We start from the raw sequence: 24,410 nt of genomic DNA on the forward strand, positions 1-24,410 counted from the left end.
CGCCGGGCGTCTGCCATCATGGCCGGATGTTCGAACCGGGTTCGCGTTCCAAGCAGGTCAGCACCTTCATGCTGCCCGAGGACGAGGCAGCGTTCGACGAGGCGCTAGCGCCCGCGATCGCCGACCTCGGGCAGTGGGAGACCCACGACCAGCGGGCCCGGACCATCACGCTGCACGACTCATTGCCGGCCGCGATGCGCCACGACCGCACGCAGGCGTTCCTGCGGCTGCTCGGCCGTGACGGCGGCACCGTGAGGCCTCTCATCCAGTATCTGCACACCTCCGTGGTGACCACGGACGAGGCTGTGCTCGCCGCTACCGGCGGTCGGTACCGAACGACGGCCGAACGGCCCGAAGCGATGTCGCCGGGCCGGCTGGCGTTCAAGTGGTTCCCTGAGGACGAAGCTGACTGCGTGCGGCGGGACTTCGTCGTCCTGGCGGGCGTGGCCTGGAAGGCATTACAGGTGGTCACGTCGCCGCACGTCGAAACCGCCGCGGGCAAGCCCCTGCGGCGGTACCGGGTCGGGCCGGCAGCGAAGGCGTGGGCGCTCAATCGCCCGGGTCTTCTTCTGCACGACTACGCGTTGCGCCTGAAAATCCGCCCAATCCGCCGCGTCCCTGACGTCGTCGGCGCTGGCTGATCCGGTGCGGGCCACAACCGGGTCAGCCGGCGAGCACCGCCCGGATGGCGCTCAATCCGAGACCAGGCACACGGATTTGCCGCCGACCGGGCGTCACGGTACGTGGCGGAGGAGCGGCGGCGCTCGGCGCGCGAGGTCTCGTGCCGAAGAGCGTATGGAGCCGCCGGTGCGGCGTAGCTTCGGGCAGGCGGCGCCGAGTCGCCGACCGTTGTTGTCCTTGCAGGTGCAGCGTTTGAAGACGGACCCTTGCGTGCTCACGGTTCTCCTCACGAGCCGGGGTCGTGGTGCTGGGGTGGGTGCTGCTGATTGGCGCGTGGTGATCCTCGCTCTGGTTCACGGCCGCGGTCGAGTCACCGGCGGTCGGTAGGTGCAGGGCGGCCGGGATCGGCGCGACGGGGACCCGGTAGCGGGCGCCGACCCGGATGACCGGGACGGGAAAGCCGCCGGTGCGGGCCAGGTCGTAGGCCAGGGACCGGCCGAGGCCGAAGATGCGTGCGGCGGTGGGCATGTCGGTGAACGCGCCGAGGGCGCGGATGCGCTGTTCGGTCCACACACCGCCAGAGCGGCTCCCGGCGCTGAGGTCGGACGCGTCGTTGACTTCGGGGCTCGGGTGGGCCTGGTCGACTCCGGGGTCGGAGGCCGGGCCGGGTCAAAGGGTCGGATGGGGTGTCGGTGGTGCGGCGGGTGCTCGCTCATCTGCTGGTGGCTCCGCCATCGACGTACTCGCCGCCCACCAACCCGGACAGGACGGCAACTGCCGCTACCTGCAGTGTGCGGGGCAGGTAGGCATGTGCCTGCGGCGACAAACGCACGTCGAGCGATCGAACTCACCCGGTCAGCGATGCACGTATCCGACCCACCACGTCCAACGGCGCGGACCTGGGCGGAACTGAGGCTGCGTGCGCGAAGGCGAGGCGCCTTTGTTGGCTGGTTCGCGACGCCAGTACCAACCCCAGCCGCTGAGTGGCTGCCACAGCCAGCGCCCCGATGCAGAATGCGAGCCGCACTGCCACGCGCCGCGTAGCCCTAGCGCCGGCTACGCTCGCCGACTGCGCTGGAAAGAGGGATCCGACGGCAGTCGTCGCCCAGCCAGCGCGGAGAGTTGCCGTTGGATGGTGATCGGCCCTTGACCGTATTGACCCCCACGGCTGACTCCTACGCCTACGCGTCGAAGAGGAAGTCGAGGCGATCCACTGGACGGTCTACGACTGCCCGACGAGGAGATCCGAACCGCAAGACCGGGGCCAACTACGCAGGTGGCCGCCGACCTGGGCTTCTGCGTTTCCCAAGACCGAGCAGGCGAACCCGGCTCTAGGATGTCGCTACCGCGGAACCACCCTCCGGCGGGAACTGGTGGCCGATGAGCGCCAGCAAGGCGGCATGCGTCTCCTGGTCCGCCGCCACGAGGAGCCCGCCCACGCCGGTGTGCAGCGGCTGCCCCTGGATGCCGGTCACCACGCATCCGGCGGCCTGGCACAGGGCGATCCCGCTGGCGAAATGCACGCTGTCCTGCAGGTGGCCGTCAGTCACGTACGCGGCCCGCCGACCGGCTGCCACCCAGGCCACCGCCAGGGTGGTGGAGACCACGCGCGGGCGGAACTGCTCGACGAACCCGGTGTCGGCGAGCAGCCGGACAGCCCGGAACCTGGGATCGTTCGGGAACGGCGGATCGAGGTTGACATCGACCAGTCGCGAATCGGCCGACGGCGTCAGCTCCTCGTCCACGCCGTCACGGCGGACGTACGCGCTCGCGCCGTCCGTCCAGAACACCTCATCGGCGAACGGGTCGACTGAAGCCGCCACCGTGATGCCGAAGGGCGTCCGCAGGGCGACGTTCACCGCGACCAGCATGCTCCGCGCGGCATAGTTCAGCGTGCCGCACAGGGGGTCGACGAGCCACATGCGCTCGGCGCCGCCGGCTCCCGTGCGTCCACTCTCCTCGCCCGTCACGGCGTCGTCCGGTCGGGCAGTGCGAAGAACGTCGAGGATGACCTTCTCCGCTTCGATGTCGGCGGCAGTGGCGAAGTCGCCCCGCGACTTCTCAACGCGCGCCAGCGATGCACCGTAGTTGGAGCGCACCACAGCAGCTCCTGCTTGCGCTGCCGCAATGGTCAGGTCCGTGTCCGTGATCAGCATGCGGTCAGGGTAGTGAGCCTGGTCCGGAGCGTCCGTGCCTGGCTCGCATTCACAGGGCGGTGGCGACGCCGGTGAGGGAGAGTCTGTCGTTCCAGGTACTGCCCGGTTTTCGCCGGCCCCGGCTGCCCTGCGCACAACGCCCGGCTCATCTTCCTCGACCCCGCCGCGCGCTCGACGGAGTAAACGGCAGCCGCACGGGAACGGTCCTCTCAAGGTTGCGATCCACCGGTGGGTCGCGGGCCAGCAAGGGCCGGCGGACCAGCTGACCCCACGTCCGGGCCGCGATCCTGGGTCAACCGGGAAGGGGACGGATCCGGTGTTCGAGGGTTTCGAGGAACTGGACATCGCCACCACGGACACGACCGTCCACGGGCGCCGGGGCGGCGACGGCCCGCCGGTCCTGCTGCTGCACGGCATGCCGGAGACCCACCTCATGTGGCACCGGGTCGCCCCGCGACTCGCGGAACGGTTCACCGTCGTGGCCACCGACCTGCGCGGCTTCGGCGACAGCGGGAAGCCACCGAGCGATCCGGACCATGCCCCGTACAGCATGCGCCAGGTGGCCCGCGAGCAGGTCGAGGTCATGCGGCTCCTGGGATACGACACGTTCGCCGTCGTCGGGCACGATCGCGGTGCGCGCTGCGCGTACCGGATGGCGCTGGACCACCCCGACACCGTCACCCGCCTCGCGGTGCTCGACATCGTGCCCACCGGCGACGCGTTCGGCGGCGCCGACACGGACTTCAGCCTCGGGTTCTGGCTCTGGTCGTTCCTCGCCGCGCCCGAGCCGGTACCCGAGCGACTCGTCGGCCAGGCACCGGAGGTCATCGTCGACTACATGCTCGACTCGTTGTCCGAGGTGCCGGACGCCTTCCCGGCGGCCGTCCGGGCGGAGTACGTGGCGAAGCTCAGCGCCCCGGACACGATCCACGCCATCTGCGAGCAGTACCGGGCGGCCGCGACGCTGGACTACCAACAGGACGAGGCCGACTGCGGCAACCGGCGGATCCGGTGTCCGGTCCTGGCGCTGTGGAGTCACGCCGGCCCGGTGGCGAGCTGGAATGAGCCGCTGGAGGTGTGGCGGGCCTGGGCCGACCACGTCGACGGACGTCCCGTCGCGGCGGGGCACTTCCTGCCCGAGGAGGCCCCCGACGAGACGACCCGAGAGCTTCTGGCCTTCCTCACCTGACGGAATTCCCGACGGCAGCCTTCGACGGGCACCATGGGTACGTGGACATCGACCCGGTCGAGTGCGCGCCTGAACAGAGGTTCCGCCGCGCGATCCTCCGGCAGCGCTGGCGGGACCTCACCTTCCTGCACTGGGCGGTCGCGCCGGAACTGGTCGCGCCGCTGCTGCCCGCCGGCACCCGCCCGGACACCCTCGACGGGCTCACCTACGTCGGCCTGATCGGTTTCCGGCTGGTCGGGCTGGGCCTCGGACGGGGACCGGGAGTGCCGTACTTCGGCAGCTCCTGGGAGACCAACGTCCGGCTGTACTCGGTCGACGGCACCGGCCGGCGGGCCGTGGTGTTCCGCTCGCTCGACGCGTCCCGGCTGGTCCCGGTGCTGGTCGCCCAGCTCAGCCTGCGGCTGCCGTACAAGTGGTCGGCGATGCGGCTGGACCGGGACGGGGACCACCTCACCTACCGCTGCCGCCGCCGCTGGCCCGGCCCGGCCGGCGCGACCAGCCGGATGGAGGTGCGGGTGGGTGAGCCGATCGCCGAGCCGACCCCGCTGGAGCACTTCGTCACCGCCCGCTGGGGGCTGCACACCCGGGCGTACGGGCGCACCCTGCACCTGCCGAACTGGCATCCCCGCTGGCCGCTGCACCGGGCTGAGCTGCTGCACCTCGACGACGAGCTGGTCAGCGCCGCCGGGCTGCCGCCACCGGCCGGACCGCCGGCGAGCGTGCTCTACTCCCCCGGCGTCCCGGTCCGGTTCGGACCCCCGGTCACCGTGCACCAACCCGGCCGACCGCAGGGGCCGACGCACGGCGGCGGGCGGCGGTGATCAGCACGTCGACAGCCGGACCCGGTCCGCCGCCCCGTCCGGGTCGCCGGCGCGGCAGGCGACCAGCAGCGCCGGGGCGGAGAGGATCAGCCGGTGACCGTCAGCGCGACCGGCGTGCCCTGCTGCACCTCGAGGACCGCCCGCTCCCCGAGCGGTTGGGCCAGGTCGACGGTGGCGGCGCGGCGTGCCCCGATATCCCCGCATGACTCGCCGTCTGCGTGACGGTGCTCGATGACGATCACGACGACGGCGTTGACCGACTCCGCGCTGTAGTTCCGGGACGTCCGGGCGGGAGGTGGTCAGGCAGGGTCCGGGCGCCGGCGGAGACGGAGCCGGCCCCTACGCTCCCGCAACTCCCGCGCCGTCCGACCCAGCTCGAACGCGATCCGGGCGGCCTCGTACGCCTCCGTGGCGCCCGACTCGGCCACCCGGCGCTCGCGCAGGTCGTCCCACTCGGCGCGTTCCTTCATCCTTGGGCCCTCCACTATGGTCTGCCAATCCGCCAGTCGCTCATCAGCCCAACGACGGTCGGCGCACCGGGGCATGCGTGGCCCTGGTCACGTTCTGGTCAATCCCTCCTGATCCATCGGCTTCTACCATCACGTCGTGCGCGGGGCGCGTTGTCAGACGAGGGAGACGGCGATCAGGGCGACGGCGGAGCCGCCGAAGACCGCCGTGTTGCGGAGGTAGGTCTGGGCACGCACCCAGCGAGGGAACGCGTCCTCGGCGGCCTGGAGGAAGGGTGCGACCTCGACGCGGGTCAGCTCCGGGTCGCCCTTGCGGCGGAAGGCGGCCTCCACGGACTTCACCGCGGTGAGGTTGCTGTAGACGATCGCCACGTTCATCAGCACGACCAGCGAGGAAAAGATCCAGGTCAGCAGCTGGGCCAGGTCGACGCCGGCGAAGTTCAGGGCCGCGGTGGCAGTCATCACCGCGGCGACGGTCGCCGGGGCCGCGGTCTCGTGGCCACTGGCGTCGAACCGGAGCTTGTTCTCCTCCAATACCTCGGGGCGGACGTTCTGGCGGCGGAGCTCGACCTCCGCGGCGGCCTTCGCGACAGGGCCGAAGCGATGGCGGACCACCGGGATGCTGACGAAGGCGGCGGCGACGAGCAGCTGCATGACGGCGGCGAGGGTGTTCATGGGACTCTCCTTCGAATTTGCACTTAGTTCAACCGGCTGGCGGGATGGACGGTAGCCGACGACTTGAACACTGTGCAAGACCTGTCTTGAACTTTGTGCAAGCAACTGCGTACCGTGAGGGGCATGCCACGCGACACCCTCACCCGAGACCAGATCGTCCGCACCGCCGTCGAGCTCCTGGACGCCGAGGGCCTCGAAGGCCTGAACATGCGCGCCCTGGGCAAACGACTCGACTCCGCCGCCACGGCGGTGTACTGGCACGTCAAGGACAAGGGCAACCTCGTCCTGCTCGCCACCGACCAGGTGTGGGGCGAGCTCAAGCTGCCCGACCTGGACGCGGTCGACTGGCGCACCGCGGCCACCGCCATGGCCATCGACCTGTACGGGATGTTCACCCGGCACCCCTGGCTGGTACAGGCCTTCGCTGCACACGTCCTCTACGGCGAGGGCAAGGCCCGCCACGACGACCGCAGCCTCGCCGTCTACGAGGCCGCCGGCTTCACCGGCGCCCAGGCCGACCAGGCCGCCTCCGCCGTCTTCACCTACGTTCTCGGCAACGCGGCCGGCGCCGCCGCGACCGCCTCACTCACCCGGAAACTCAGCCGGGACGACACCACCGCCGAAGAACAGTTCCAAGACGCCATGGCCAAGGCCCACGAGATCGCCATGCGCTACCCGCGCCTGCGCGCCCGCCTGGAGACCCCAGCGGCGGCCAGCTATGCCGCCGCTCCCGACAAGGCCTTCGAGTTCGGCCTCCAGGTCCTCCTCGACGGCCTGGAGCAGCAAATCGCCGCATAGCCCGACCGACCGAGCAGGTCCGGGCGGGTCGGCCCCGAAGAGGACCGGACAACTCTGCTCCCCCGGAGTCGCGCATGGCAGGGATGCCGGAGCGCCGAGAGCTGGGGAATAGGGACACCCCGCGAATCAGAGATCGGCCGCCGACTGCCCCGCCGATGGGCGAAGCAGGGGCGCGCGCCCGAGGCTGCCATCGCGGGCCATGCCGCCAGAGGCGCAGGCCGAACATTGAGTTGCACAAAGTTCAGGAAGTCTCTTGCACAACGTTCAAGCCGTGCTCTAATGTCGTCCCGACAGCAACTTGAACAAAGTACAAGACGGAGCGAGGGACGGAAAATGTCGCAGGAGAAGCTGGCGGAGTTCGTCGAGGCGGCGGCCACCAAGTTCGGGGTTCCCGGCGTCGCCGTCGGGGTGTGGGCGGACGGGCGGGAGGTGTACGCGTGCCACGGGGTGACGAGCGTCGAGAACCCGCTGCCCGTCGACCGGGACACGCTGTTCGTGCTGGGCTCGGTCACGAAGCCCTTCACGGCGACCGCGCTGATGCGCCTGGTCGCGCAGGGGCGGGTCGACCTGGACGCGCCGGTGCGCCGGTATGTCCCCGAGCTCGTGCTCCCGGATGAGCGGGCCGCGGCGGAGATCACCGTGTTGCAGCTGCTCAATCACACCGCGGGGCTGGACTGGAGGATGAGCGTCGAGACCGGAGAGGGGGACGACGCCCTGGCCGCATATGTGACGAAGATGGCCGAGTCGGAACTGATCGCGCCACCGGGTGCCCGAGCCTCCTACAGCCAGGTGGGGTACGACCTCGCCGGGCGGATCATCGAAAAGGTCACGGGCCTGACCTACGAGCAGGCCATCGCCTCGCTCCTGTTCGAGCCGCTGGGGCTGTCGCACAGTTCCTTCGCAACGACATCATGACCCGGCGGTTCGCGGTGGGGCACAACCTCGCCGAGGACGGAACGCTGTCCGTCGCGCGGCAGTGGAAGGGCAGCCGCGCCAACAACCCCGGCGCGGGCGGCGTGTCCTCGGTGGCGGACCAGCTTCGGTGGGCCCGGTTTCATCTCGGTGACGGCCGCGCGGAGGACGGTGCCCGGGTGCTGCCCACCGACGTGCTGCAGCAGATGAAGGAGCAGACGGTCGATTTGCGGGGCAGCACGCTCGGCGACGCCTTCGGCATCTGCTGGTTCCTCCGCGACGTGGACGGCGTTCGCACCGTCGGGCACGGCGGAACGGCCAACGGCCAGTTCGCCGAGCTCCTCATCGTCCCCGCACGTAACTTCGCGGTCGTCACGCTGTCCAACGCGGGCCCGGACGGCGGCCTCGCCTTCAACCAGGCCGTCGTCCGGTGGACGCTCGAGCACTACCTGGGCGTCGTCGACCGGGACCCGGAGCCGCTTCCCTTTGACGATGCGCGGGCCAGGGAAGTCCTCGGGAGCTACGAAAACGACATGATGACGCTCACCATCGCCACGGACGGGACCGGATTGACGGTCGAATGCGGGATCAAACCGGAGATCCGCGCGGCCACGGACACCGAACTACCCCCGGATCTCCCACCGGCCGATCTCGGCCTGCTGCCCGGCGATGCGGACGAATACATCGTCACCAGCGGTGGCCTGAAGGGGCAACGCGGCTTCTTCGCCCGCGACGAGAGCGGCGCGATCACCGGGCTCGACCTCGCCGGCCGGTTGTTCAAGCGCGTTCCCACGACCTTCGAGTAGCAGCGGTCATGCGCCACGCTTGGATTCCATGGTGGACAGTGGCGCGGCAGCGGCGGCGGCGCTCCGGGGTGGCAGGGCGGTCGACGACGACCGGGCCGTTGCGGTGCCGCAGCTCCCGCCCGACCGGGCCGGGCTCGATGATGTCGGGTCGGGCGCTGCGGCGGCGCCTAACGTCGGTGGCGGAAAACGGAAGGAGAGCCGGGTGCTGGAACGGCTCAACCAGGCCATGGAGCACATCGAGCGGCACCTCGACCAGCCGGTCGAGGTGGCCGAGCTGGCCCGGATCGCGGTCACCTCGGAGTACCACTTCCGACGGCTGTTCTCCGCGCTGGCCGGCACCCCGCTGTCGGAATACGTCCGGCGGCGACGGCTCACCGTCGCCGGCGCGGAGGTCCTCGCCGGCGAGGAGTCGCTGCTCGACATCGCGGTGCGCTGGGGATACGGCTCGAACGAGGCGTTCGCCCGGGCGTTCCGCGCCGTGCATGGCATCGGTCCGAGCGAAGCCCGGCGTACGGGGGCGGCGCTGCGCGCCCAGCCCCGGATGTCTTTCCGACTCGTCGTTGAAGGGAGCACCAGCATGCGATACCGGATCGTGGAGAAGGACGGCTTCCGCCTGGTCGGGCGGAAGGCCCGTGTTCCCCTGGTCCACGAGGGGATGAACCCGTCGATCGTCGCGTTCATCCGGAGCATTGACCAGGAGACCGTACGCCGGATGGAGGCGCTGTCGGACCAGGATCCGCGGGGCATCGTGAACGTCAGCGACGACCTCGCCGGCAGCCGGGAGGAGGGCACGGAACTGGACTACTGGCACGGGGTGGTGACCGGCGCCGACGTGCCGGAGGATCTGGCGAGCCTGCCGGTGGCGGCGGGCGCCTGGGCGGTCTTCGAGGTCTCCGGTGAGTTCCCGCAGGCGGTGCAGTACCTGTGGCGGGACGTGTTCACCCAGTGGTTCCCGTCGAACCCGTACGAAAGCCGGCCCGGCCCGGAGATCTCGAAGGTCCGGGTGTCGGCGGACGGGAAGCAGGCCGACGCAGAGCTGTGGATCCCGGTGCGGCGGGCCTGAGGGACCTCAGCCCTCGGTGGCCCAGACCCGCCGGAGGGCGTCGAGTGCCGCTTCCCGGTCCGCGCCGAGCAGCCGGGCCTGCCGCAGGTAGGCGGTCGCGTGCCGGTCGAGGGCGCGGCGGCGTTCGGCGGCCGGCGGCGTGGCGGCCCGGTCCGCCACCCGGGTGCCGCCGCCGCGTCGCGACCGGACCAGGCCGGCGGTCTCCAGCTCCCGGTACGTGCGGGCGACGGTGCCGACGGCCAGGCCCAGGTCGCCGGCGAGCTGCCGCAGCGGCGGCAGCCGCTCCCCGGGGTGGAGCACTCCGAACTGAATCAGGTCCACGAGCTGCCGCCGCAGTTGCTCGTACGGGGGCGTGGGGTCGTCCGTGTCGAACCGCAGGGTGGGTGGCGCGCTCACGCGGACACCGGGTCGGTCCGGGAGGCGCGGGCGCCGGGGTTCAGGATGGCGGCGGCGCTCCACACCAGCACCGCGAGCCAGACCGGGGTGAGCAGGATCAGCAGCCAGGCGGCGACGGTCCACCACAGGGGCCGGCACGGGCTGGCCAGCAGCCCGGCGGCGGTGACCAGGCAGACGCCGAGCAGCGGGATGGTGACCAGGACGCCGCAGGCGCCGGTGACGGCGGCGGCGGAGCGGCGCCGCTCGGCGTCGTCGGGCACCAGGTCACCGGCGTCGGCCTGCGGGCGGGGGCGCCCGACGACCTGGTACAGCGCCAGCGCGGCGATCAGCACGCCGACGCCGACCTCCAGGGCGAGCGGGAGGCTGTAGAACGAGCCGGCCCACGGGCCGTGGGAGCCGATGATCTCGCCGCAGTCGTACGCCAGGGAGCGGCCGGCGCGGCCGAGGTCGTCGGCGGATCCGGCGGCGGTGGTGGCGACCAGCAGGACGGCCAGCGCGGCACCGGCGGCGGCCACCGCCGTAGCGGGGCGGCGCGGCAGGTAGTGGCGGATTTGTCGGGTCTCCAGCGCCGCGCGGCGGGTGGTTCCGGCGGGGCGGACGGCGCGGCTCTCGCCCGCCACCACGCCGGCCAGCACGCAGAGGCCGAACAGCGGCGCGGCGAGCAGCACGCCACGCCCGAGCGGGTCGAAGCCGGCGGCGACGGCGGCGACCGCCACGCCGAGGGTCAGGCCGGTCCAGCGCCAGCGCCGGGTGGTCCGCCGGATGTGGTCGGTCGCCGGGTCGGGCGGCGCCGACGGACCGGTCAGCGCGGCGGCGAGCAGCAGCACCACGAGCCCGAGGATCACCGTGACGAGCATGACCACTCCTCTTGTCTCAAGCATCTGACACAAGCGAGCATGATCGGTCGCCGTGGTTGTGTCAATGAGCTGATACAAGCACCGGGGGTCAGCCTGTCAGACTGTCCTGCTCCGCCTCGGCGGCAGCCGCGGCCTGCGACACGCAGGCCGGCACGTCGCCCGCGTGGTACGGATGCTCGCTCGGCTCGATGCCGGCGAGGAATGTCGCGTACACGGCGGCCAGCCGCAGCGGGGCGACCGAGCGCAGCAGCGCGACCGCCCGGTCCGGGTCGCAGCCCGGCGCGTCGGCCCGCCACCGGGCCGCCCAGGCCGCCAGCAGCGGGCCGGCCGTCGCCGGGTCGAGGGTCTCGGTGAGCCGCAGGATGTCGAAGGCGGGGTGGCCGACGAAGGCGTCACCCCAGTCGATGACGACCCGGCGCTCGCCGTCGCCACGCACGTTGCCGGGGTGCAGGTCGCCGTGGACGAGGGTGTCGGGCAGGCCGCAGCGGCGTACCTCATCGAGGCGGTCGTCGAGGCCGGCGAGCAGGCCGTCCACGGTGGAGACGTCGTGCGGGGCGAGGGCGGCGCGGATCCACCGGGCCACGGCCGGCCCCCGCCGGTCCGGTACGCCGGACGCGATCAGCGCCGGCAGGTCGTCGGCGGCGCGGAGCTGGACGGTGTGGTGGTCGGCGGCGATGGCGGCCCGCTCCTCGACGCCGGCCGCGTAGCGGTCCTCGCCCGGCACATGGTCGAGCAGCACCCGGCCCGCCCCGTCGTCGGCGAGCACCGTCGGGGTGGCGCCCGGCGCGGCGTCGGCGAGCCAGCGCAGCACCGCGCCCTCGTGCCGGAAGAAGACCGGCACCTGCTTGAGCCAGGCGCTGCCGTGCCCGCCGTGGAGGCGCCAGATCGCCGAGAGGTTCCAGGTGCGCTGCTGCGCGACGGCGGTGACCGGCCGGCCGAGGCGCTCCAGTTCGTGGGTGGCCCAGGCGATGCTGCCGGCCGGGCCGCCCGGCTCGGCCCAGGGGGCGCGCATCGGGTGCGGCGACAGGTCCACCGACACGGAGTCCAGAGGCACGGCCGGGCGCTCGGCGACCTGGCCCAGGTAGGTGAGGTGGCCGCCGGGCGGCTCCGGCCGGTCCGCCGTCAGCAGCCGCAGCACGGCCACGTCGAGGCCGTGCCGCCGGCGGGCCTCGGTGACCACCGAGCCGACCTCCTGCCACCAGGGCTCGGGCACGTCGTACGGGGGGAGGGCGCCCAGCGGCGCGCCGGCGTGGTCGACCAGGACGAGGGTCACGACGCGGGGCACGCCGGGAGGGTAGCGCCCCGGTTGTCGTACCGGCGAACCGTTAACCGGCCGGGGCGGCCACCCCTGAACCGCATCGGGGGTCGCGGGTCCGGGATCGCTGGGGGTCCAGCCCCGATGTTCCCGACCCGCCCCGCTGACAGGCTGACGTCATGATCACCGCCGATTCCCGGGCCACCGCGCCCGCCCCGTACGCCTGGCTGCGGCCGACCGCCCTGACCGCCTCGTCGCTGCTCTTCGGCTACGGCATCCTCCGCCTGCTCGACGGCCTCGACGGGCACCGCGACAAGTCCGGGTGGCCCTGGCGGGCCGGGCACACCCTGTTCCTGCTCGGCATCGTCCTGTTCGCCGTGCTCATCGTCCGGCTGCGCCGGCTGCTGCTCGCCACGTCGCCGCGCCAGCGGGTGCTCACCGACGGGGCGACGGTGGCCGGGCTGGTCGGTGCGGCCGCGTTCTGCTGGGTGATCCTCGGCGACCTGTTCCCGCGCTTCGCCGAGGCGGTGTCGACCCCGGACCCGGTGCTTGTCGCCGGGCCGGCGCTGTTCGAACTGGGCCTGCTGACGCTGCTGGTCCGCGCGGCCGTGGCCCGGCTGCTGCCGGTCTGGTCACCGGTGCTGGTGCTGGTCGGCTTCGTCGCGATCGCGGCCGACCTGGACCTGCTGCCGGTCGGCGCCGCGCTGGTCTTCGGTGGACTGCTTCCGGTTCGGCGGCCCGCGCCCTGACTCGTACGGGATCGACGGCCCGCCCGTCAGACGTAGACCGGGCGCCGGGCGCCGCCGTGGTCGGCGCAGGGCCCGCGCTGCTGGCCGGTCCTGCTGACCAGGCCGTCCTGGCACTGGACCATGTAGCCCTTGCCATTCCAGAAGGTGGTGACGCAGGCGAACCACTCGCAGACGTCCGAGGCGGGGTCGTAGACGTAGGAGCCGCCGCAGTAGTTGTAGCCGTACGGGTTCTCCGGCGCGCCGCAGAGGTCGACCGCGGTCGGGCTCGGCGAGCCGGTGGACGGGTTGGGACCGGGGCCACCGGTGCCGCTGGGCGCCGGCCCAGTCGGGGGCGTGGCTGGCGGGCCGCCCGCGGTCGGGTTCGGCGCACCCGCCGTGGGCGGTCCGGGGCTGGGCCCCACCGGCGCCGTACCGGGCAGGGAGCTGGCAGGCGCGGTAGGGCCGCCGGGCCCGGGGCCGGGTGTGGCGGTGGAGCTGACCGGCGCGCCGACGGAGGCGGACGCCGAGGGTCCGCTCGGGTCGATCGGGTCCACACCGGGTCCGCCGTCCACCTCCATTCCGACCACCGGCCGGTCCGCCGCCGACCAGCGGACCGTGCCCGCGACCGCCGCCACGGCCACCAGCACCGCGACGGCGGCGACCAGCGCCGGGCGGGCGAGCCGGGCGGCCACCGGGGCTTCGTCCGGCGTGGCGGGCGTCGGCGTCGCGAGCCGGTTGCGCCACTGCTCCACCACCGCCTCGTCGAGCCGGTCCAGCAGCGCGTCCCGCGCTCCCGTCGCCTCGGCGTACGCCAGGGTGAGTCGCAGCCGGAAGGCGGATGCGACGGTCCGGGGCACCCGCACTCCCCCGATCCCGCCCCCGCCGTGCGGGTGCAGCAGGGTGAACGGCTCCCCCGGATCGTGGGCCACCCTGGCGACCTCCGCGTACGCCCACTCCCGGAGCCCGTCGCGGCCGACGAGGATCAGCCGCCGGTCGGTCACCACCGCCGTCCCGGCGTCGACCACGGCCACGCCCCTCGGTAGCCGTGGCGGCCGGCCGGTGTCCTCCACGGGAACGACGGCCAGCTCCGGCGCGGGCAGACCGGCGGTGTGCCGGGCCGTCACCTCGATGAGGTCCGCCGCGGGTTGCACGGCCAGCACGACCTCGTCCTGCGCCAGGGGCACGGGCAGGTCGGCCGGCAGCTCCGCCGACTCCTCGGGCTCCTCGGCCCAGGCGCAGAGCTGCCGCAGTTCGTCGTGGCGTCGGCGCCACGCCTCCATCGCGGACTCGTACGCCGTGCGCCGCCGCTCGTTCTCCCGCCTGACCCACCGGGTCCGCCAGCCTGAGGCCGTGCCGTCCGTCGCCGTCACCGGGTCGCCTCTCATCGCGAAGGGTTTCCGCGTCCATTCAGGTACAACCGCCTGGGCCGGCGCAGGACACGCGGTCGCGGTGGACCGGTTCGGTGGATTCATCGCGGTCGAACGGAGGATGGCGGAGCGGGGCGGCGTGGCACTCGATCCCGGCCGGGGCCGGGTCGATACGGTCCCCACATGGAACAACGCATCAGCCTCGTCACCCTCGGCGTGGCCGACCTGGCCCGGGCCCGCGCCTTTTACGAGCGGCTCGGCTGGCGGGGCCAGGAGGTCGAGCAGACCGTCTTCTTCCAGGCCGGCGGGCTGGCCGTGGTGCTCTCGGGGACGCGACAAGCTGGCCGACGACGCCGGCCTGGCCGACCGGGGCGCCGACGGGTTCGGCGGGCTGGGCCTGGCGCAGAACGTGCGCAGCCGCGAGGAGGTCGACGCGATCCTGCGCGAGGCGGCGGACGCCGGGGCGACGGTGACCCGCCTGGCCCGGGACACCTTCTACGGCGGCTACGCCGGCTGCTTCACCGACCCGGACGGTCACCTGTGGGAGGTCGCCTGGAACCCGGGCTTCCCGCTCGCCGGGGACGGCACGCTCACCGTCCCCGACTTCGGCGCCCCGTCCTGACGCCGGCCCGGGGACGAGTGGTGACCGGCGGGGCGGGGTTGCGGCGAGCGGTCTGCTGGCGGACAGTGGGCCCATGCCCTGGTTCCGACGCCGCCGCTACGCGGTGCCGGGGGTGACCCCGACCGATTCGCACGGCGGATGGGACGCCTACGACGGCACCCGACTGGCCGACCGGCCGGCGGTGCGGGCGGTGCTGGCGCAGGCGCCCCCGCACTTCGCCGACCTCGTCTTCACCCCGGGTGACCCCGACATGGCGCTCACCCGCGAGGAGTTGCTCGCAAACGTCACCGTGGCGACCGCCGACGGACTGTCGTGGACGCTGAGCCTCGGCGAGGAGATCAAGGCGGTGGTCGACACCGGCCCGGACGTCTTCGACGACGACCTGGTACTGGCCGCGCTGACCGCCCGGCCGGAGGTGGCCCGGGCGGAGCACCCCGACCGCGAGGTGTACGAGATGACCCTCTCGGCGCCGATGCCGGCCGACGAGATGCTCGCCCTGAGCGTGGCAGCCCTGACGGCGGCGCACCGCGAACTGGCCCGCCGGCTGCGCGTCGAGCTGCCCGGCTGACGAACAACGGGCGGGCTCCACCACCGGTGGGCGTGGCGCCGCCGCGCGGCACCACGCCCGTCGCCGTCAACCTCTGGGCGGGTGGATGGTGAAGGGGATGCCCTCCTGGCGCAGGCAGTCCAGGAGGTAGTCCTGCATGCCGAGGGAGTCACCCGGGCCGTACGGGAGGAAGTGCCAGACCACGTCCGCGAAGAGCCCGGAGCGTTTGAGATAGCCGTCCTTCTGGCACTGCTTGATCGCCTGTGCCTTGTCGTAGTTCGGCATCCCGGTCTTGACCTCATGGGCCACGTCCAGGCCGTCCGGCCGCTCCTCGATGTAGTCCGGATGGCGCTTCCCCAGCGGCGTCTCGGTCACCGTGTCCGGGGGCCTGGCCCCGAACTTGCCCTCCGACCGCAACAGGTCCGCGAACCAGTTCTCCCCGGCGGCCGCGCTGGGCAGCCAGGGCGCGGCTGCGGCGCCGGCGCGGTGCAACGGGTCGGAGAGCGCGTCGGCCAGCCGGGGCAGGCTGGTCCGCGCGCCGCGGCCGAGCCGCAGGATCACCGCGTCGGTGAGCCCCGCGTCGGTGAGCTTGCTGTAGTTGCCGAGCAGGATCAGCTTGATCGTGACGGTTTTGACCGGGTCCCCGATCTTGTCCCACTTCGCCACGAAGCGGATCACCCGGTCGAGGCGGTGCAGGTACCGGAGGGCGAACTTGGCCGCCTTGCCGGGGATGGCGATCGCGTCACCGGCGTACGGGACGAGCCCGAGGATGCTCAACCCGGCGCCGACCCAGTCGGCGTGGATCAGCGCGGCGATGGTGTCCCGGAGGTCGGCGAGCCCGCCGAGGATCCAGCCGACCACCGGGATGAAGCTCAGCCCTCCGGAGCAGAGGTACCCCGACAGCCAGGCCATCGAGTCGCGGGGGGCGAAGTCACCGGCGAAGAGCCCGAGCAGGAAGTCGCTGACGTACGTCCACTTGCCGACCTGCTCGTCGGGGAGGGCCGGGTCCAGCCCCTGGTCCTCGACGTGAGCGAGTTCGTAGTCGTCGCGCAGGCCGTCCGCGTCGGTGTCCGCAGCGACGGGGTTGATCAGGTAGGTGTCGACCTCCGCGCCGTCGGAGAGGCCGTCACCGTCGCTGTCCGGGTTGGCCGGGTCGCTGCCCTGCTCCTCCTCGAAGATGTCCGCCAGCCCGTCGCCGTCGGCGTCGGTGAGGGTGGGGTTGGTCTCGAACGGAGGCGGGTCACCGGGCAGCGGTGGGGCACGAGGCTGGTCGGCCACCAGCGGGTCGGTTCCGCGCGCCACCTCGGCGCCGTCGGCGAGGCCGTCGCCATCGGTGTCGGGGTTGGTCGGCGAAGTGCCGAGCCGCTGCTCGTCGACGTTGGTGAGGGCGTCGCCGTCGACGTCCTCCGCTCCGTCGTTGATGGCGTCCCCGTCGGTGTCCCGCAGGCTCGGCATGGTCCAGCCGGCCAGCTCGGTGATCTCGAACTTGTCGGTGAGCTCGTCGCCGTCGGAGTCGACCAGCAGCGGGCTGGCGCCGAACCGAAGCTCCACCACGTCGATCACGCCGTCCGCGTCGTGGTCGCCGTCGTAGGTGATGCCGAGCCGGGTCAGCACGGCGAAGCCGTGCCGCCAGGCGCTCTCGGACTGGATTGTCGCCGGTTCCGGGTTGGCCTTGGCCAGCATCTCGTCGGCCTTGGCCAGGTCGGTCTTCGCCGCGGCGAGGTCCGCGAGCGCCTCGGTGAGGCCGGCCGGGGCGGGCGCGGGCGGCGGGCTGGCCCGGAACGGGCCGATGGTCGCCTCGGCGTCCTGGATCGCCGCGTCGGCGAGCAGTCGCACCCCGGTGAGGGTTTCCACGAGCGCGGTGACGTGCGCCTGCTCGGCTTCCCCGTTGGGCGGGCTCGCCCCGGTGAGCCGGCTCTTCAGGAACGACTCCAGATGCTGGAGGTTGTCGAAGAGCTCCTCGCCGTTGGCGGTGCCGTCGATGCGGGCCCCGTCGAAGTAACGGGTGTCGACGTCGGCGAGCACCGGGTCGATGCGGCTGTCACCCAGCCCGTCGCCGACGTAGGGGCGCAGCGCCCGGGTGGCCTCGCTGATGTAGACCTTCGCGTCCCGGGTGTACTTGGTGGTCGGTATCTTGGCGACCTCGGTCTGCCACAGCGGCGTCTCCCCCGCCGACGCCTCGCCTCCGAAGACCGCAAGTTGGGCCACGACCGTCGTCGCGACCACCGCGGCGAGAACTCTTCGCCGCGATTGTGCCCTGAAACCCATGGATCCTCCCGTCTGCCCTGTTGGCGGAACAGCGGGAAGCCTATTGACAGGTTTCTTTACGCGTGGCCCCGTGAACGGCGACTTGCCACCTTCGCCATGGACGGTCCGGGTAAGCGGAATCTTCGGTGGATGCGAGGGCCGGCGGTGTCGCGAATGGGCGCCGGGGTGGACACCGGAGCGTGGATCAGGTCCAGACGGTACGGCGGACGCCCTGATGGCCGGCGCAGGCCTCCGGCTGGCCGCCGGTCAGGCTGAGCATCCCGTCACGGCACTCCACCAGGTAGCCGCGGCCGGACCAGAAGCCCGGGGCGCAGTCGAAGAAGTCGCAGGTCCGCCTGGCCGGCTTCCGGATCCGGTAGCCGCCGCAGAAGTCGTACCCGAAGGGGTTCGCCGGGGCGCCGCAGCGGCGCTCGGCGGCGGGCTGCGGCGCGGCGGTGCGGGACCGCGCGGGTGTCGGCGCGGCGCTGGTCTTCTTCGGCGGCTTGGGCGCGACCGTGGTCTCGACCTGCACCACCGGGGCGACCGGTCCGGGTGCGGGCGTCGCGGTGGCCGCCGGGGTGGCGGCGGAGGCGACGTCCGAGCCGGGCCGCACCGGCGGGTTGGACTCGAAGAGCATCGCCGGCACCACCACGGCGAGTGCCGCGGCCACCGCGACGGTACGGCGGCCGCCCGGCACCCGGGCGGAGAGCCGGGCCTGCGCCGGGGTGACGATGCCCGGCCGGAACGGCTGGGTCTGTGTGTGCTCGGCGATCAGCTCGTCGAGCTGGGCGATCACGGCGGCGCGCTGCTCGATGGCGTCGGCGAAGGCGAGGGTCAGCTTGAACCGGAAGTCGGCGACCGCGTTGGTCGGCAGCAGCAGCCCGGAGGTGCGCCGCCGGTCGAGCACCTGGATCAGGGTGACCGGAGCCGCCGGGTCGTGGGCCAGCCCGGTCATCCGCCCGTACGCCCAGTCGCGCCGGCCGCGCCCGCCGAGCAGCACCAGCCGGCGGTTGGTGAGGACGGCGAGCCCGGCGTCGGTGACCTTGAGGCCTTCCGGGCGGCGCGGGCGCACCGCCGGCGGGTCCGGGTCGACGGCCAGCTCGGGGGCCGGCAGCACGGCGGTGTGCCGCACCTCGACCAGTTGCGCGGCCGGCAGCGTCCAGAAGACGACCTCGCCGGGGGCCAGCTCCATCGGCAGGCCGACGCCGGCCTCCGCCGACCCCTGGAAGGTGCCGGCGAGGACGCGCAGCCGGCGCAGTTCGTCGTCGCGCCGTCGCCACGCCTCGTCGGCCTCGCGGAAGGCCCGCTGCCGCCGGTCGTTCTGCCGCTGCGCCCACCGGTACCGCCATGTGGAACCCGTCGAATCAGTCTTCGCCACGCCGACTCCTCCGCCGCGCGAGCCCACCAATCGGGGTGTCATTCACATCAACTGCGACGGAAGGCCGATAAGACACGCGAAAGTCATTTATCTGACCGATCGGTGGATTGACCCGCACGATAGGGGGAATCCGCTGCGTCGATTCCTGGCTGCGGCCGGGTGCTCCGGGTCGGACCGCTTCACCGTGCGAGGGGGTCCCGGCGTCGGTAACGTCAGCCACAGCCGGGGTGCGCCGTGGCCCTCGGGGGCGAGGGAGGTGCACCGATGGACGACTCGACCTCCACCTTCGTGGTCGGCGTGGACATCGGCACCACCAGCACCAAGGCCGTCGCGTACGACACCGGCGGACGACAGCTCGCCACGCACTCCGTCGGCTACCCGCTCGACGAGCCGCACCCGGGCTACGCCGAGCAGGACCCCCAGCTGATCCTCGACGCGGTGGTCGAATCGGTCCGGGCCGTGGTCGCCGAGCTGGCCGAGCCGATCGCCGGGCTGTCGTTCAGCACCGCCATGCACAGCCTGATCGGGTTGGACGCCGACGGCGTACCGCTCACCCCGTCGGTCACCTGGGCGGACTCCCGGGCCAGCGCCCAGGCCGAGCGGCTGCGCGCCGCGCCGTCCGGGCTGGCCCTGCACCGCCGCACCGGCACGCCGGTGCACCCGATGGCGCCGCTGTCCAAGCTGGTCTGGTACGCCGAGCAGGAGCCGAAGCTCTTCGAGCGCGTCGCGCACTGGGTGGGCATCAAGGACTACGTGCTGCTGCGGCTGGCCGAGACGCTGGTCATCGACCACTCGGTCGCCTCCGCCACCGGCCTGATGGACATCTACCGGCTGGCCTGGGACGCCGAGGCGCTCCGCGTCGCCGGGATCACCGAGGAGCAGCTGCCGCAGCTGGTCCCCACCACCACCGTGCTGCCCGGCCTCACCGCCGAGGCGGCCGCGGCGACCGGCCTGCCCGCGGACACCCCCCTCGTCGTCGGCGCCGGGGACGGCCCGCTGGCCAACCTCGGCCTCGGCGCGGTCAAGCCCGGCGTGGTGGCCTGCTCGATCGGCACCTCCGGGGCGATGCGGGTGGCCGTCGAACAGCCCGCCGTCGACCCGCTCGGCGGCGTGTTCTGCTACGCGCTCACCGAGAACCGCTGGGTGGTCGGCGGGGCGATCAACAACGGCGGCATCGTGCTGCAGTGGGCCGGCGAGGCGCTCGCCCCCGAGCTGGGCGAGCACGCCGAGGAGGAGCTGCTCGACCTGGCCGCCCAGGCGCCGGTCGGCTCCGGCGGGCTGATCATGCTGCCGTACCTGCTCAGCGAGCGGGCGCCGCACTGGAGCGCGCTGCCCCGCGGCGCGTACGTCGGGCTGACCCACGGCCACCGGCGCGAGCACCTGGTCCGGGCCGCGCTGGAGGGGGTCTGCCAGCAGCTCGCCCTGGTGCTGGGCTCGGTGCGGGCCGCCGGCAACGAGGTCCGCGAGATCCGCGCCAGCGGCGGCTTCGCCCGCAGCCCGCTGTGGCGGCAGATCCTCGCCGACGCGCTCGGCATGCCGGTGCGCTTCCCCGCCGGGCACGAGGGGTCCAGCTTCGGCGCCGCACTGCTCGGCATGCAGGCCCTCGGCCTGATCGACTCGATCGACGTCGCCGCCGACCTGGTGGAGATCGACGAGACGGTACGCCCCGACCCGGCCTCGGCGGCGACCTACGCGGCCCTGCTGCCGCTCTTCTCCGAGCTGTACGACGCGCTCGTTCCGACGTTCGCGTCGCTGCGGCGGCTGGCGCCGAGCCTGCCGCCGGAGCCACCACCCACCGCTCCTGTGTGATCGCCCGTCCCAGTCCGGCACGGACGACTACCGAAGGTCGTGATAACCGTGGTCACATTGCTCGCCGCACCGGCGCAACCGCTCACCGACGCCGGGCACACCCAACTGATCGTCGCGGCCCTGCTGGGCATCGCCGCCGTGGTGGTGCTGATCGCCTGGGGCAAGGTGCATCCGTTCCTGTCGCTCATCCTGGGGGCGGCCGTGCTCGGCGTGGTCGCCGGCGTGGCACCCGACAAGATCGTCACGTCGTTCAGTGGCGGGGTCGGCTCCACCGTCGGCGGGGTCGGCCTGCTGATCGCCCTCGGCGCGATGATCGGCGGCCTGCTCGCCGAGTCCGGGGGCGCGGACAGCCTCGTCGAACGGGTCGTCAGCCGGGTCTCGGGCACCGCCCTGCCGTGGGCGATGGCCGGGGTCGCCGCGCTGATCGGCCTGCCGCTCTTCTTCGAGGTCGGCGTGGTGCTGCTGGTGCCGATCGTGCTGCTGGTGTCCCGGCGGACCGACGTACCGCTGATGAAGATCGGCATCCCGGCGCTGGCCGGCCTGTCGGTGCTGCACGGCCTGGTGCCGCCGCACCCCGGCCCGCTGGTCGCGATCGACGCCCTCGGCGCCAACCTCGGCCAGACCCTCGCGCTGGGTCTCCTGGTGGCCATCCCGACGGTGATCGTCGCCGGTCCGGTCTTCGGCAACTTCATCGCCCGCTACGTGCCCGCCACCGCGCCGGAGGCGCTGCTGCCGACCCGACGACCGCTGACCCCCGCCGGCCGGCGGGGGCCCGCGGCCACTCCCGGTCGCGGCCCGGTCGACGCCGACGGGGACCTGGTCGCCGAGGACGACCTGATCAACCCCGGCACCGGCCGTCCCGGCGAAATCATCGACGAGGCCGCCACCGAGCGGGTACGCGCGCGCCGGGTGCCCGCCCTGTGGGCCGCGGTCGTCACGGTCCTGCTGCCGGTGGTGCTGATGCTGCTGCGCGCGATCGGCGAGCTGACCCTCGACGAGGGCACCGGGGGACGCAAGGCGCTGGACATCGTCGGCACCCCGATCGTCGCCCTGCTGGCCGGCGTCATTTTCGCGATGATCTTCCTCGGCTACCGGACCGGATTCAGCCGCTCCCAGGTCTCCGGCTTCCTCGGCGGCTCGCTGCCGCCGATCGCCGGCATCATCCTGATCGTCGCCGCCGGCGGCGGCTTCAAGCAGGTGCTGGTCGACGCGGGCGTGGGCAACCTGGTCGCCGACGCGGCCAAGGACGCCAACCTCTCCCCGCTGCTGTTGGGCTGGCTGGTCGCGGTCGGCATCCGGGTCGCCACCGGCTCGGCCACCGTCGCCACCATCACCGCCGCCGGCATCGTCGCCCCGCTCGCGGCGACCCTGGACCAGCCGGGGGTGGCGCTGCTGGCGCTGGCCATCGGCTGCGGGTCGCTGTTCTTCTCGCACGTCAACGACGCCGGGTTCTGGCTGGTCAAGGAGTACTTCGGGCTCACCGTCGGGCAGACCATCAAGAGCTGGTCGGTGATGGAGACGATCATCTCGGTGGTCGGGTTCCTCGGCGTCCTGCTGCTCAACCTGATTTTGTGACGCCCTGAGCCCCGGGCCGCGGCCTCGTCGGATCCGCCCGCCGGATTACGACGAGGCCGGGGCTGTGCGGCACGAGCTCACGGCTGTCTCTGCGGGTAGCTGCGGCTCCCTCGGTCGGGCAGCGAACCGCTGTCGACCCGGCTCGCCCGCAAGCTGCCCGACGACGGCTCAGGGGGCCTCGACGCCGGAGATGCGGTACCTGTGCACCTCGGCGCCGAGGATCGCCACCGTCTGCTCGTCCGAGGGGCCGGACCCGCGGAAGGCCAGCAACTGCTCGTCGGTCTCCCACCGCTCGTAGACGTTGATCCGCCCCGGCTCGATCAGGTCGGCGCTGACCGCGAAGTCGATGCAGCCCGGGGCGGAGCGCGCCTGCCGGACGGTCTCCGCGCAGGAGGCCAGGTAGGCGTCCCGGCCGTCCGGGTCGACGTAGAGACTGCCGGCGACGATGAGCACTTCTGGCCTCCCCTGGTGAGCCCGACACCTCAGGGCCATCCTGGCACGTCAGGCCCGGCTGATCGCGTTGGCGTGGATGGCCTCGCTCAGGTACGCGGCCAGCCCCGGCCGGATCTTCTCGAAGTACGCGGTGAACCGCGGGTCCGCCACGTACATGTCGGCCAGCCCGGTGTGGATCTCGTACGAGCACTCGTAGAACCAGCGGCTGATCAGCTGCCGATGCTCCTCGGCCAGCTCCATCGCCGCCGGGCTGTCGGCCGGCGCGCCCGAGTCCATGACGGCGGCGACGCGCCGCCCCCACTCCTCGTTCTCGGCCTTGTTGCGCAGCCAGTCCTCCTTCGAGTAGCGGGCGGTGCGCCGGGTGGACTCCCGGTACGCCTCGCTGTCACCCCAGCGCTGCTCCGCCTCCTCGGCGTGCGCGTCCGGGTCGAAGTCGCCGAAGACCTCGAACCGCTCCTCCGGGGTCAGTTGGATACCCATCCTTCTCGCCTCCATCGCGAGTTCGATCGCGGCGGCCATCTCCTGGAGCTTGCCGATCCGTTCGGTGACCAGCTCGTGCTGCCGGCGCAGGTGCGCCGCCGGGTCCACGCCCGGGTCGTCGAGGATCGCCGCGATCTCGTCCAACGCAAACCCCAGCTCACGGTAGTACCGGATGTGCTGCAACCGCTCCAGGTCCGCGTCGTCGTAGCGCCGGTAGCCCGCCGCCGTGCGGCCGCTGGGCGAGAGCAGCCCGATCTGGTCGTAGTGGTGCAGCGTCCGGACCGTCACCCCGGCCGCCCTCGCCACCTGACCCACCGTGTACGCCATGGTTCCCTCCCTTCCGCGACCAAGGCTCCCGCCTGCCGTTACGTGATGGTCAAGCCCGATTCTGCGGCCCGGCCGGGCGACCTGTGCGCCGAACGCGATCGCCCCCGGTCTCCCGAGGGGGTGCGGGAGACCGGGGGCGATCGGGTCGGGGCTGGTCGGGTCAGGTGGTGACCCGCTCCTTGGCCTTCGCCGGGGCGGCGAACGTCTCGCTGGCCGGGGTCCGGAAGGCGTGCACCAGGCCGGCGAGCGACAGCAGCAGGAGCAGCGCCGCGCCGAGGTACATCGCGAGGGCGCCCTGCCCGGCCTTGCGGCCGAACTCGCTGAAGCCGTACGAGGTGAGCAGCAGACCCCGCAGCGTCTCACCCTTGAAGACGGTCTCCCGCTGCGCGGTGACGTCGGCGAGCTGCTTCTGCAGGTCGGGCAGGTTTGCGGCCTTGGTCTGCTCGGCCTGGGTCACCTGCTGCTTCAGCGCGGCCTGCGGCTCGCCCAGGTCGGCGTACGTCTTGCCGCCGCCGATCGACTTGAGGTGCAGGCCGATGAACTCGTTGGCGTAGCACTCGGCCTGCTTGCCGGTGGTCAGCCGCTGGCCGGCGTACTCGCGCAGGCAGTCGGACTTCTTCTCCTCGTCGGTGAGGGTGTCGGCCGGCTTGAAGCTGATGTGCTGGGCGCTGAGCTGGTCGTGCACGTAGGTGTTGGCGAAGTTGGCGTTCGTGGTGAGGACGATGCCCACGACGAGCAGCAGGACCGCGAGGCCCAGGCCGCCGATGCTGAACAGCAGGTCCAAAGTCCGTCGCTTCATGGGGGGCTCCTGTATGGATGAAGGTGCTTCTCGGTGACCGTTCCATCGTGGCGGTTCGGGAG

Annotated in this window: 26 protein-coding genes; 12 read left to right on the top strand and 14 right to left on the bottom strand. The window is 72.6% G+C overall.

Annotated features, from left to right (window positions below; all coding sequences use genetic code 11):
* Positions 1-26 precede the first annotated feature (26 nt).
* Positions 27-641: a hypothetical protein gene (locus tag OG799_RS23410; protein ID WP_406037524.1), complete on the top strand. Its 615-nt coding sequence runs from the start codon at positions 27-29 to the stop codon at positions 639-641.
* A gap of 22 nt (positions 642-663) precedes the next feature.
* Here the strand turns inward: OG799_RS23410 and OG799_RS23415 are convergent, their stop codons facing one another.
* Both OG799_RS23415 and OG799_RS23420 read right to left on the bottom strand, forming a co-directional pair.
* Positions 664-1,194, bottom strand: coding sequence for a hypothetical protein (locus OG799_RS23415; protein ID WP_406037526.1), 531 nt, complete (start codon positions 1,192-1,194; stop codon positions 664-666).
* Between the two features lie 758 nt (positions 1,195-1,952).
* Positions 1,953-2,777, bottom strand: coding sequence for an inositol monophosphatase family protein (locus OG799_RS23420; RefSeq protein ID WP_406037528.1), 825 nt, complete (start codon positions 2,775-2,777; stop codon positions 1,953-1,955).
* A gap of 316 nt (positions 2,778-3,093) precedes the next feature.
* Here OG799_RS23420 and OG799_RS23425 point away from each other — a divergent pair, with 316 nt between their 5' ends.
* Together OG799_RS23425 and OG799_RS23430 are read left to right on the top strand one after the other, a co-directional pair.
* Positions 3,094-3,966 (top strand): alpha/beta fold hydrolase, encoded by an 873-nt coding sequence (locus OG799_RS23425; protein ID WP_406037530.1) that lies wholly within the window; start codon positions 3,094-3,096, stop codon positions 3,964-3,966.
* A gap of 41 nt (positions 3,967-4,007) precedes the next feature.
* Positions 4,008-4,787, top strand: a complete 780-nt coding sequence (locus tag OG799_RS23430; RefSeq protein ID WP_406037532.1) for a YqjF family protein — start codon at positions 4,008-4,010, stop codon at positions 4,785-4,787.
* 86 nt (positions 4,788-4,873) lie between these two features.
* Here OG799_RS23430 and OG799_RS23435 read toward each other — a convergent pair whose 3' ends face one another.
* The 3 genes from OG799_RS23435 to OG799_RS23445 form a co-directional block, all read right to left on the bottom strand.
* Positions 4,874-5,029, bottom strand: coding sequence for a hypothetical protein (locus OG799_RS23435; protein ID WP_406037534.1), 156 nt, complete (start codon positions 5,027-5,029; stop codon positions 4,874-4,876).
* Positions 5,030-5,086: 57 nt separating this feature from the next.
* A complete protein-coding gene (locus OG799_RS23440) occupies positions 5,087-5,257 on the bottom strand; it encodes a hypothetical protein (RefSeq protein WP_406037536.1) in 171 nt (56 codons plus the stop codon).
* Positions 5,258-5,410: 153 nt separating this feature from the next.
* A complete protein-coding gene (locus OG799_RS23445; RefSeq protein WP_406037538.1) occupies positions 5,411-5,929 on the bottom strand; it encodes a hypothetical protein in 519 nt (172 codons plus the stop codon).
* 123 nt (positions 5,930-6,052) lie between these two features.
* Here OG799_RS23445 and OG799_RS23450 point away from each other — a divergent pair, with 123 nt between their 5' ends.
* From OG799_RS23450 to OG799_RS23465, 4 genes are all read left to right on the top strand, one after another.
* On the top strand, positions 6,053-6,727 hold the full coding sequence (locus OG799_RS23450; RefSeq protein WP_406037540.1) for a TetR/AcrR family transcriptional regulator C-terminal domain-containing protein: 675 nt from the start codon (positions 6,053-6,055) through the stop codon (positions 6,725-6,727).
* 333 nt (positions 6,728-7,060) lie between these two features.
* Positions 7,061-7,642: a serine hydrolase domain-containing protein gene (locus OG799_RS23455; RefSeq protein ID WP_406037542.1), complete on the top strand. Its 582-nt coding sequence runs from the start codon at positions 7,061-7,063 to the stop codon at positions 7,640-7,642.
* Positions 7,639-8,445: a serine hydrolase domain-containing protein gene (locus OG799_RS23460; protein WP_406037543.1), complete on the top strand. Its 807-nt coding sequence runs from the start codon at positions 7,639-7,641 to the stop codon at positions 8,443-8,445. The genes OG799_RS23455 and OG799_RS23460 overlap by 4 nt, the downstream gene beginning before the upstream one ends.
* 202 nt (positions 8,446-8,647) lie before the next feature.
* Positions 8,648-9,508 (top strand): helix-turn-helix domain-containing protein, encoded by an 861-nt coding sequence (locus OG799_RS23465; protein WP_406046379.1) that lies wholly within the window; start codon positions 8,648-8,650, stop codon positions 9,506-9,508.
* A gap of 6 nt (positions 9,509-9,514) precedes the next feature.
* Here the strand turns inward: OG799_RS23465 and OG799_RS23470 are convergent, their stop codons facing one another.
* The 3 genes from OG799_RS23470 to OG799_RS23480 all read right to left on the bottom strand — a co-directional run bounded on the left by OG799_RS23470 (position 9,515) and on the right by OG799_RS23480 (position 12,046).
* A complete protein-coding gene (locus OG799_RS23470) occupies positions 9,515-9,904 on the bottom strand; it encodes a GntR family transcriptional regulator (RefSeq protein ID WP_406037545.1) in 390 nt (129 codons plus the stop codon).
* Entirely contained in the window at positions 9,901-10,761 is an 861-nt protein-coding gene (locus OG799_RS23475; protein WP_406037547.1) for a hypothetical protein, read from the bottom strand. The genes OG799_RS23470 and OG799_RS23475 overlap by 4 nt, the downstream gene beginning before the upstream one ends.
* An 88-nt stretch (positions 10,762-10,849) precedes the next feature.
* A complete protein-coding gene (locus tag OG799_RS23480; RefSeq protein ID WP_406037549.1) occupies positions 10,850-12,046 on the bottom strand; it encodes a phosphotransferase family protein in 1,197 nt (398 codons plus the stop codon).
* 149 nt (positions 12,047-12,195) lie between these two features.
* On the opposite strand from OG799_RS23480, the gene OG799_RS23485 reads away from it, so the two are divergent.
* Entirely contained in the window at positions 12,196-12,765 is a 570-nt protein-coding gene (locus OG799_RS23485; protein WP_406037551.1) for a hypothetical protein, read from the top strand.
* Positions 12,766-12,791: 26 nt separating this feature from the next.
* On the opposite strand, the gene OG799_RS23490 is transcribed toward OG799_RS23485, so the two are convergent.
* Positions 12,792-14,114 (bottom strand): hypothetical protein, encoded by a 1,323-nt coding sequence (locus OG799_RS23490; RefSeq protein ID WP_406037553.1) that lies wholly within the window; start codon positions 14,112-14,114, stop codon positions 12,792-12,794.
* 118 nt (positions 14,115-14,232) lie between these two features.
* Between OG799_RS23490 and OG799_RS23495 the strand changes: the two genes are divergently transcribed.
* Together OG799_RS23495 and OG799_RS23500 are read left to right on the top strand one after the other, a co-directional pair.
* Positions 14,233-14,733, top strand: coding sequence for a VOC family protein (locus OG799_RS23495; RefSeq protein WP_406046380.1), 501 nt, complete (start codon positions 14,233-14,235; stop codon positions 14,731-14,733).
* A gap of 73 nt (positions 14,734-14,806) precedes the next feature.
* Entirely contained in the window at positions 14,807-15,301 is a 495-nt protein-coding gene (locus OG799_RS23500) for a hypothetical protein (RefSeq protein ID WP_406037555.1), read from the top strand.
* A gap of 66 nt (positions 15,302-15,367) precedes the next feature.
* Here OG799_RS23500 and OG799_RS23505 read toward each other — a convergent pair whose 3' ends face one another.
* Positions 15,368-17,506: a hypothetical protein gene (locus OG799_RS23505; protein ID WP_406037557.1), complete on the bottom strand. Its 2,139-nt coding sequence runs from the start codon at positions 17,504-17,506 to the stop codon at positions 15,368-15,370.
* Between the two features lie 226 nt (positions 17,507-17,732).
* On the bottom strand, positions 17,733-18,905 hold the full coding sequence (locus OG799_RS23510; RefSeq protein ID WP_406037559.1) for a hypothetical protein: 1,173 nt from the start codon (positions 18,903-18,905) through the stop codon (positions 17,733-17,735).
* A gap of 264 nt (positions 18,906-19,169) precedes the next feature.
* Between OG799_RS23510 and OG799_RS23515 the strand changes: the two genes are divergently transcribed.
* Complete coding sequence (locus OG799_RS23515) at positions 19,170-20,714, top strand: gluconokinase (protein ID WP_406037561.1); 1,545 nt, start codon at positions 19,170-19,172, stop codon at positions 20,712-20,714.
* A gap of 48 nt (positions 20,715-20,762) precedes the next feature.
* A complete protein-coding gene (locus tag OG799_RS23520; protein ID WP_406037563.1) occupies positions 20,763-22,289 on the top strand; it encodes a GntP family permease in 1,527 nt (508 codons plus the stop codon).
* Between the two features lie 168 nt (positions 22,290-22,457).
* Here OG799_RS23520 and OG799_RS23525 read toward each other — a convergent pair whose 3' ends face one another.
* From OG799_RS23525 to OG799_RS23535, 3 genes are all read right to left on the bottom strand, one after another.
* Positions 22,458-22,781: a putative quinol monooxygenase gene (locus OG799_RS23525; RefSeq protein WP_406037565.1), complete on the bottom strand. Its 324-nt coding sequence runs from the start codon at positions 22,779-22,781 to the stop codon at positions 22,458-22,460.
* Positions 22,782-22,790: 9 nt separating this feature from the next.
* Positions 22,791-23,549 (bottom strand): MerR family transcriptional regulator, encoded by a 759-nt coding sequence (locus OG799_RS23530; RefSeq protein ID WP_406037567.1) that lies wholly within the window; start codon positions 23,547-23,549, stop codon positions 22,791-22,793.
* 160 nt (positions 23,550-23,709) lie between these two features.
* Positions 23,710-24,348, bottom strand: a complete 639-nt coding sequence (locus OG799_RS23535) for a hypothetical protein (protein WP_406037569.1) — start codon at positions 24,346-24,348, stop codon at positions 23,710-23,712.
* Positions 24,349-24,410 lie beyond the last annotated feature (62 nt).

The sequence above is a fragment of the Micromonospora sp. NBC_00898 genome, assembly GCF_045207895.1.
Lineage (GTDB): Bacteria > Actinomycetota > Actinomycetes > Mycobacteriales > Micromonosporaceae > Micromonospora.

Coding starts and splice junctions, on each gene's coding strand:
- OG799_RS23515 (WP_406037561.1), top strand. CDS start 19,170: ATGGACGACTCGACCTCCACCTTCGTGGTCGGCGTGGACATCGGCACC.
- OG799_RS23420 (WP_406037528.1), bottom strand. CDS start 2,777: ATGCTGATCACGGACACGGACCTGACCATTGCGGCAGCGCAAGCAGGA.
- OG799_RS23530 (WP_406037567.1), bottom strand. CDS start 23,549: ATGGCGTACACGGTGGGTCAGGTGGCGAGGGCGGCCGGGGTGACGGTC.
- OG799_RS23450 (WP_406037540.1), top strand. CDS start 6,053: ATGCCACGCGACACCCTCACCCGAGACCAGATCGTCCGCACCGCCGTC.
- OG799_RS23500 (WP_406037555.1), top strand. CDS start 14,807: ATGCCCTGGTTCCGACGCCGCCGCTACGCGGTGCCGGGGGTGACCCCG.
- OG799_RS23495 (WP_406046380.1), top strand. CDS start 14,233: ATGGCGGAGCGGGGCGGCGTGGCACTCGATCCCGGCCGGGGCCGGGTC.
- OG799_RS23455 (WP_406037542.1), top strand. CDS start 7,061: ATGTCGCAGGAGAAGCTGGCGGAGTTCGTCGAGGCGGCGGCCACCAAG.
- OG799_RS23410 (WP_406037524.1), top strand. CDS start 27: ATGTTCGAACCGGGTTCGCGTTCCAAGCAGGTCAGCACCTTCATGCTG.
- OG799_RS23440 (WP_406037536.1), bottom strand. CDS start 5,257: ATGAAGGAACGCGCCGAGTGGGACGACCTGCGCGAGCGCCGGGTGGCC.
- OG799_RS23475 (WP_406037547.1), bottom strand. CDS start 10,761: ATGCTCGTCACGGTGATCCTCGGGCTCGTGGTGCTGCTGCTCGCCGCC.
- OG799_RS23445 (WP_406037538.1), bottom strand. CDS start 5,929: ATGAACACCCTCGCCGCCGTCATGCAGCTGCTCGTCGCCGCCGCCTTC.
- OG799_RS23460 (WP_406037543.1), top strand. CDS start 7,639: ATGACCCGGCGGTTCGCGGTGGGGCACAACCTCGCCGAGGACGGAACG.
- OG799_RS23525 (WP_406037565.1), bottom strand. CDS start 22,781: ATGGCCCTGAGGTGTCGGGCTCACCAGGGGAGGCCAGAAGTGCTCATC.
- OG799_RS23535 (WP_406037569.1), bottom strand. CDS start 24,348: ATGAAGCGACGGACTTTGGACCTGCTGTTCAGCATCGGCGGCCTGGGC.
- OG799_RS23485 (WP_406037551.1), top strand. CDS start 12,196: ATGATCACCGCCGATTCCCGGGCCACCGCGCCCGCCCCGTACGCCTGG.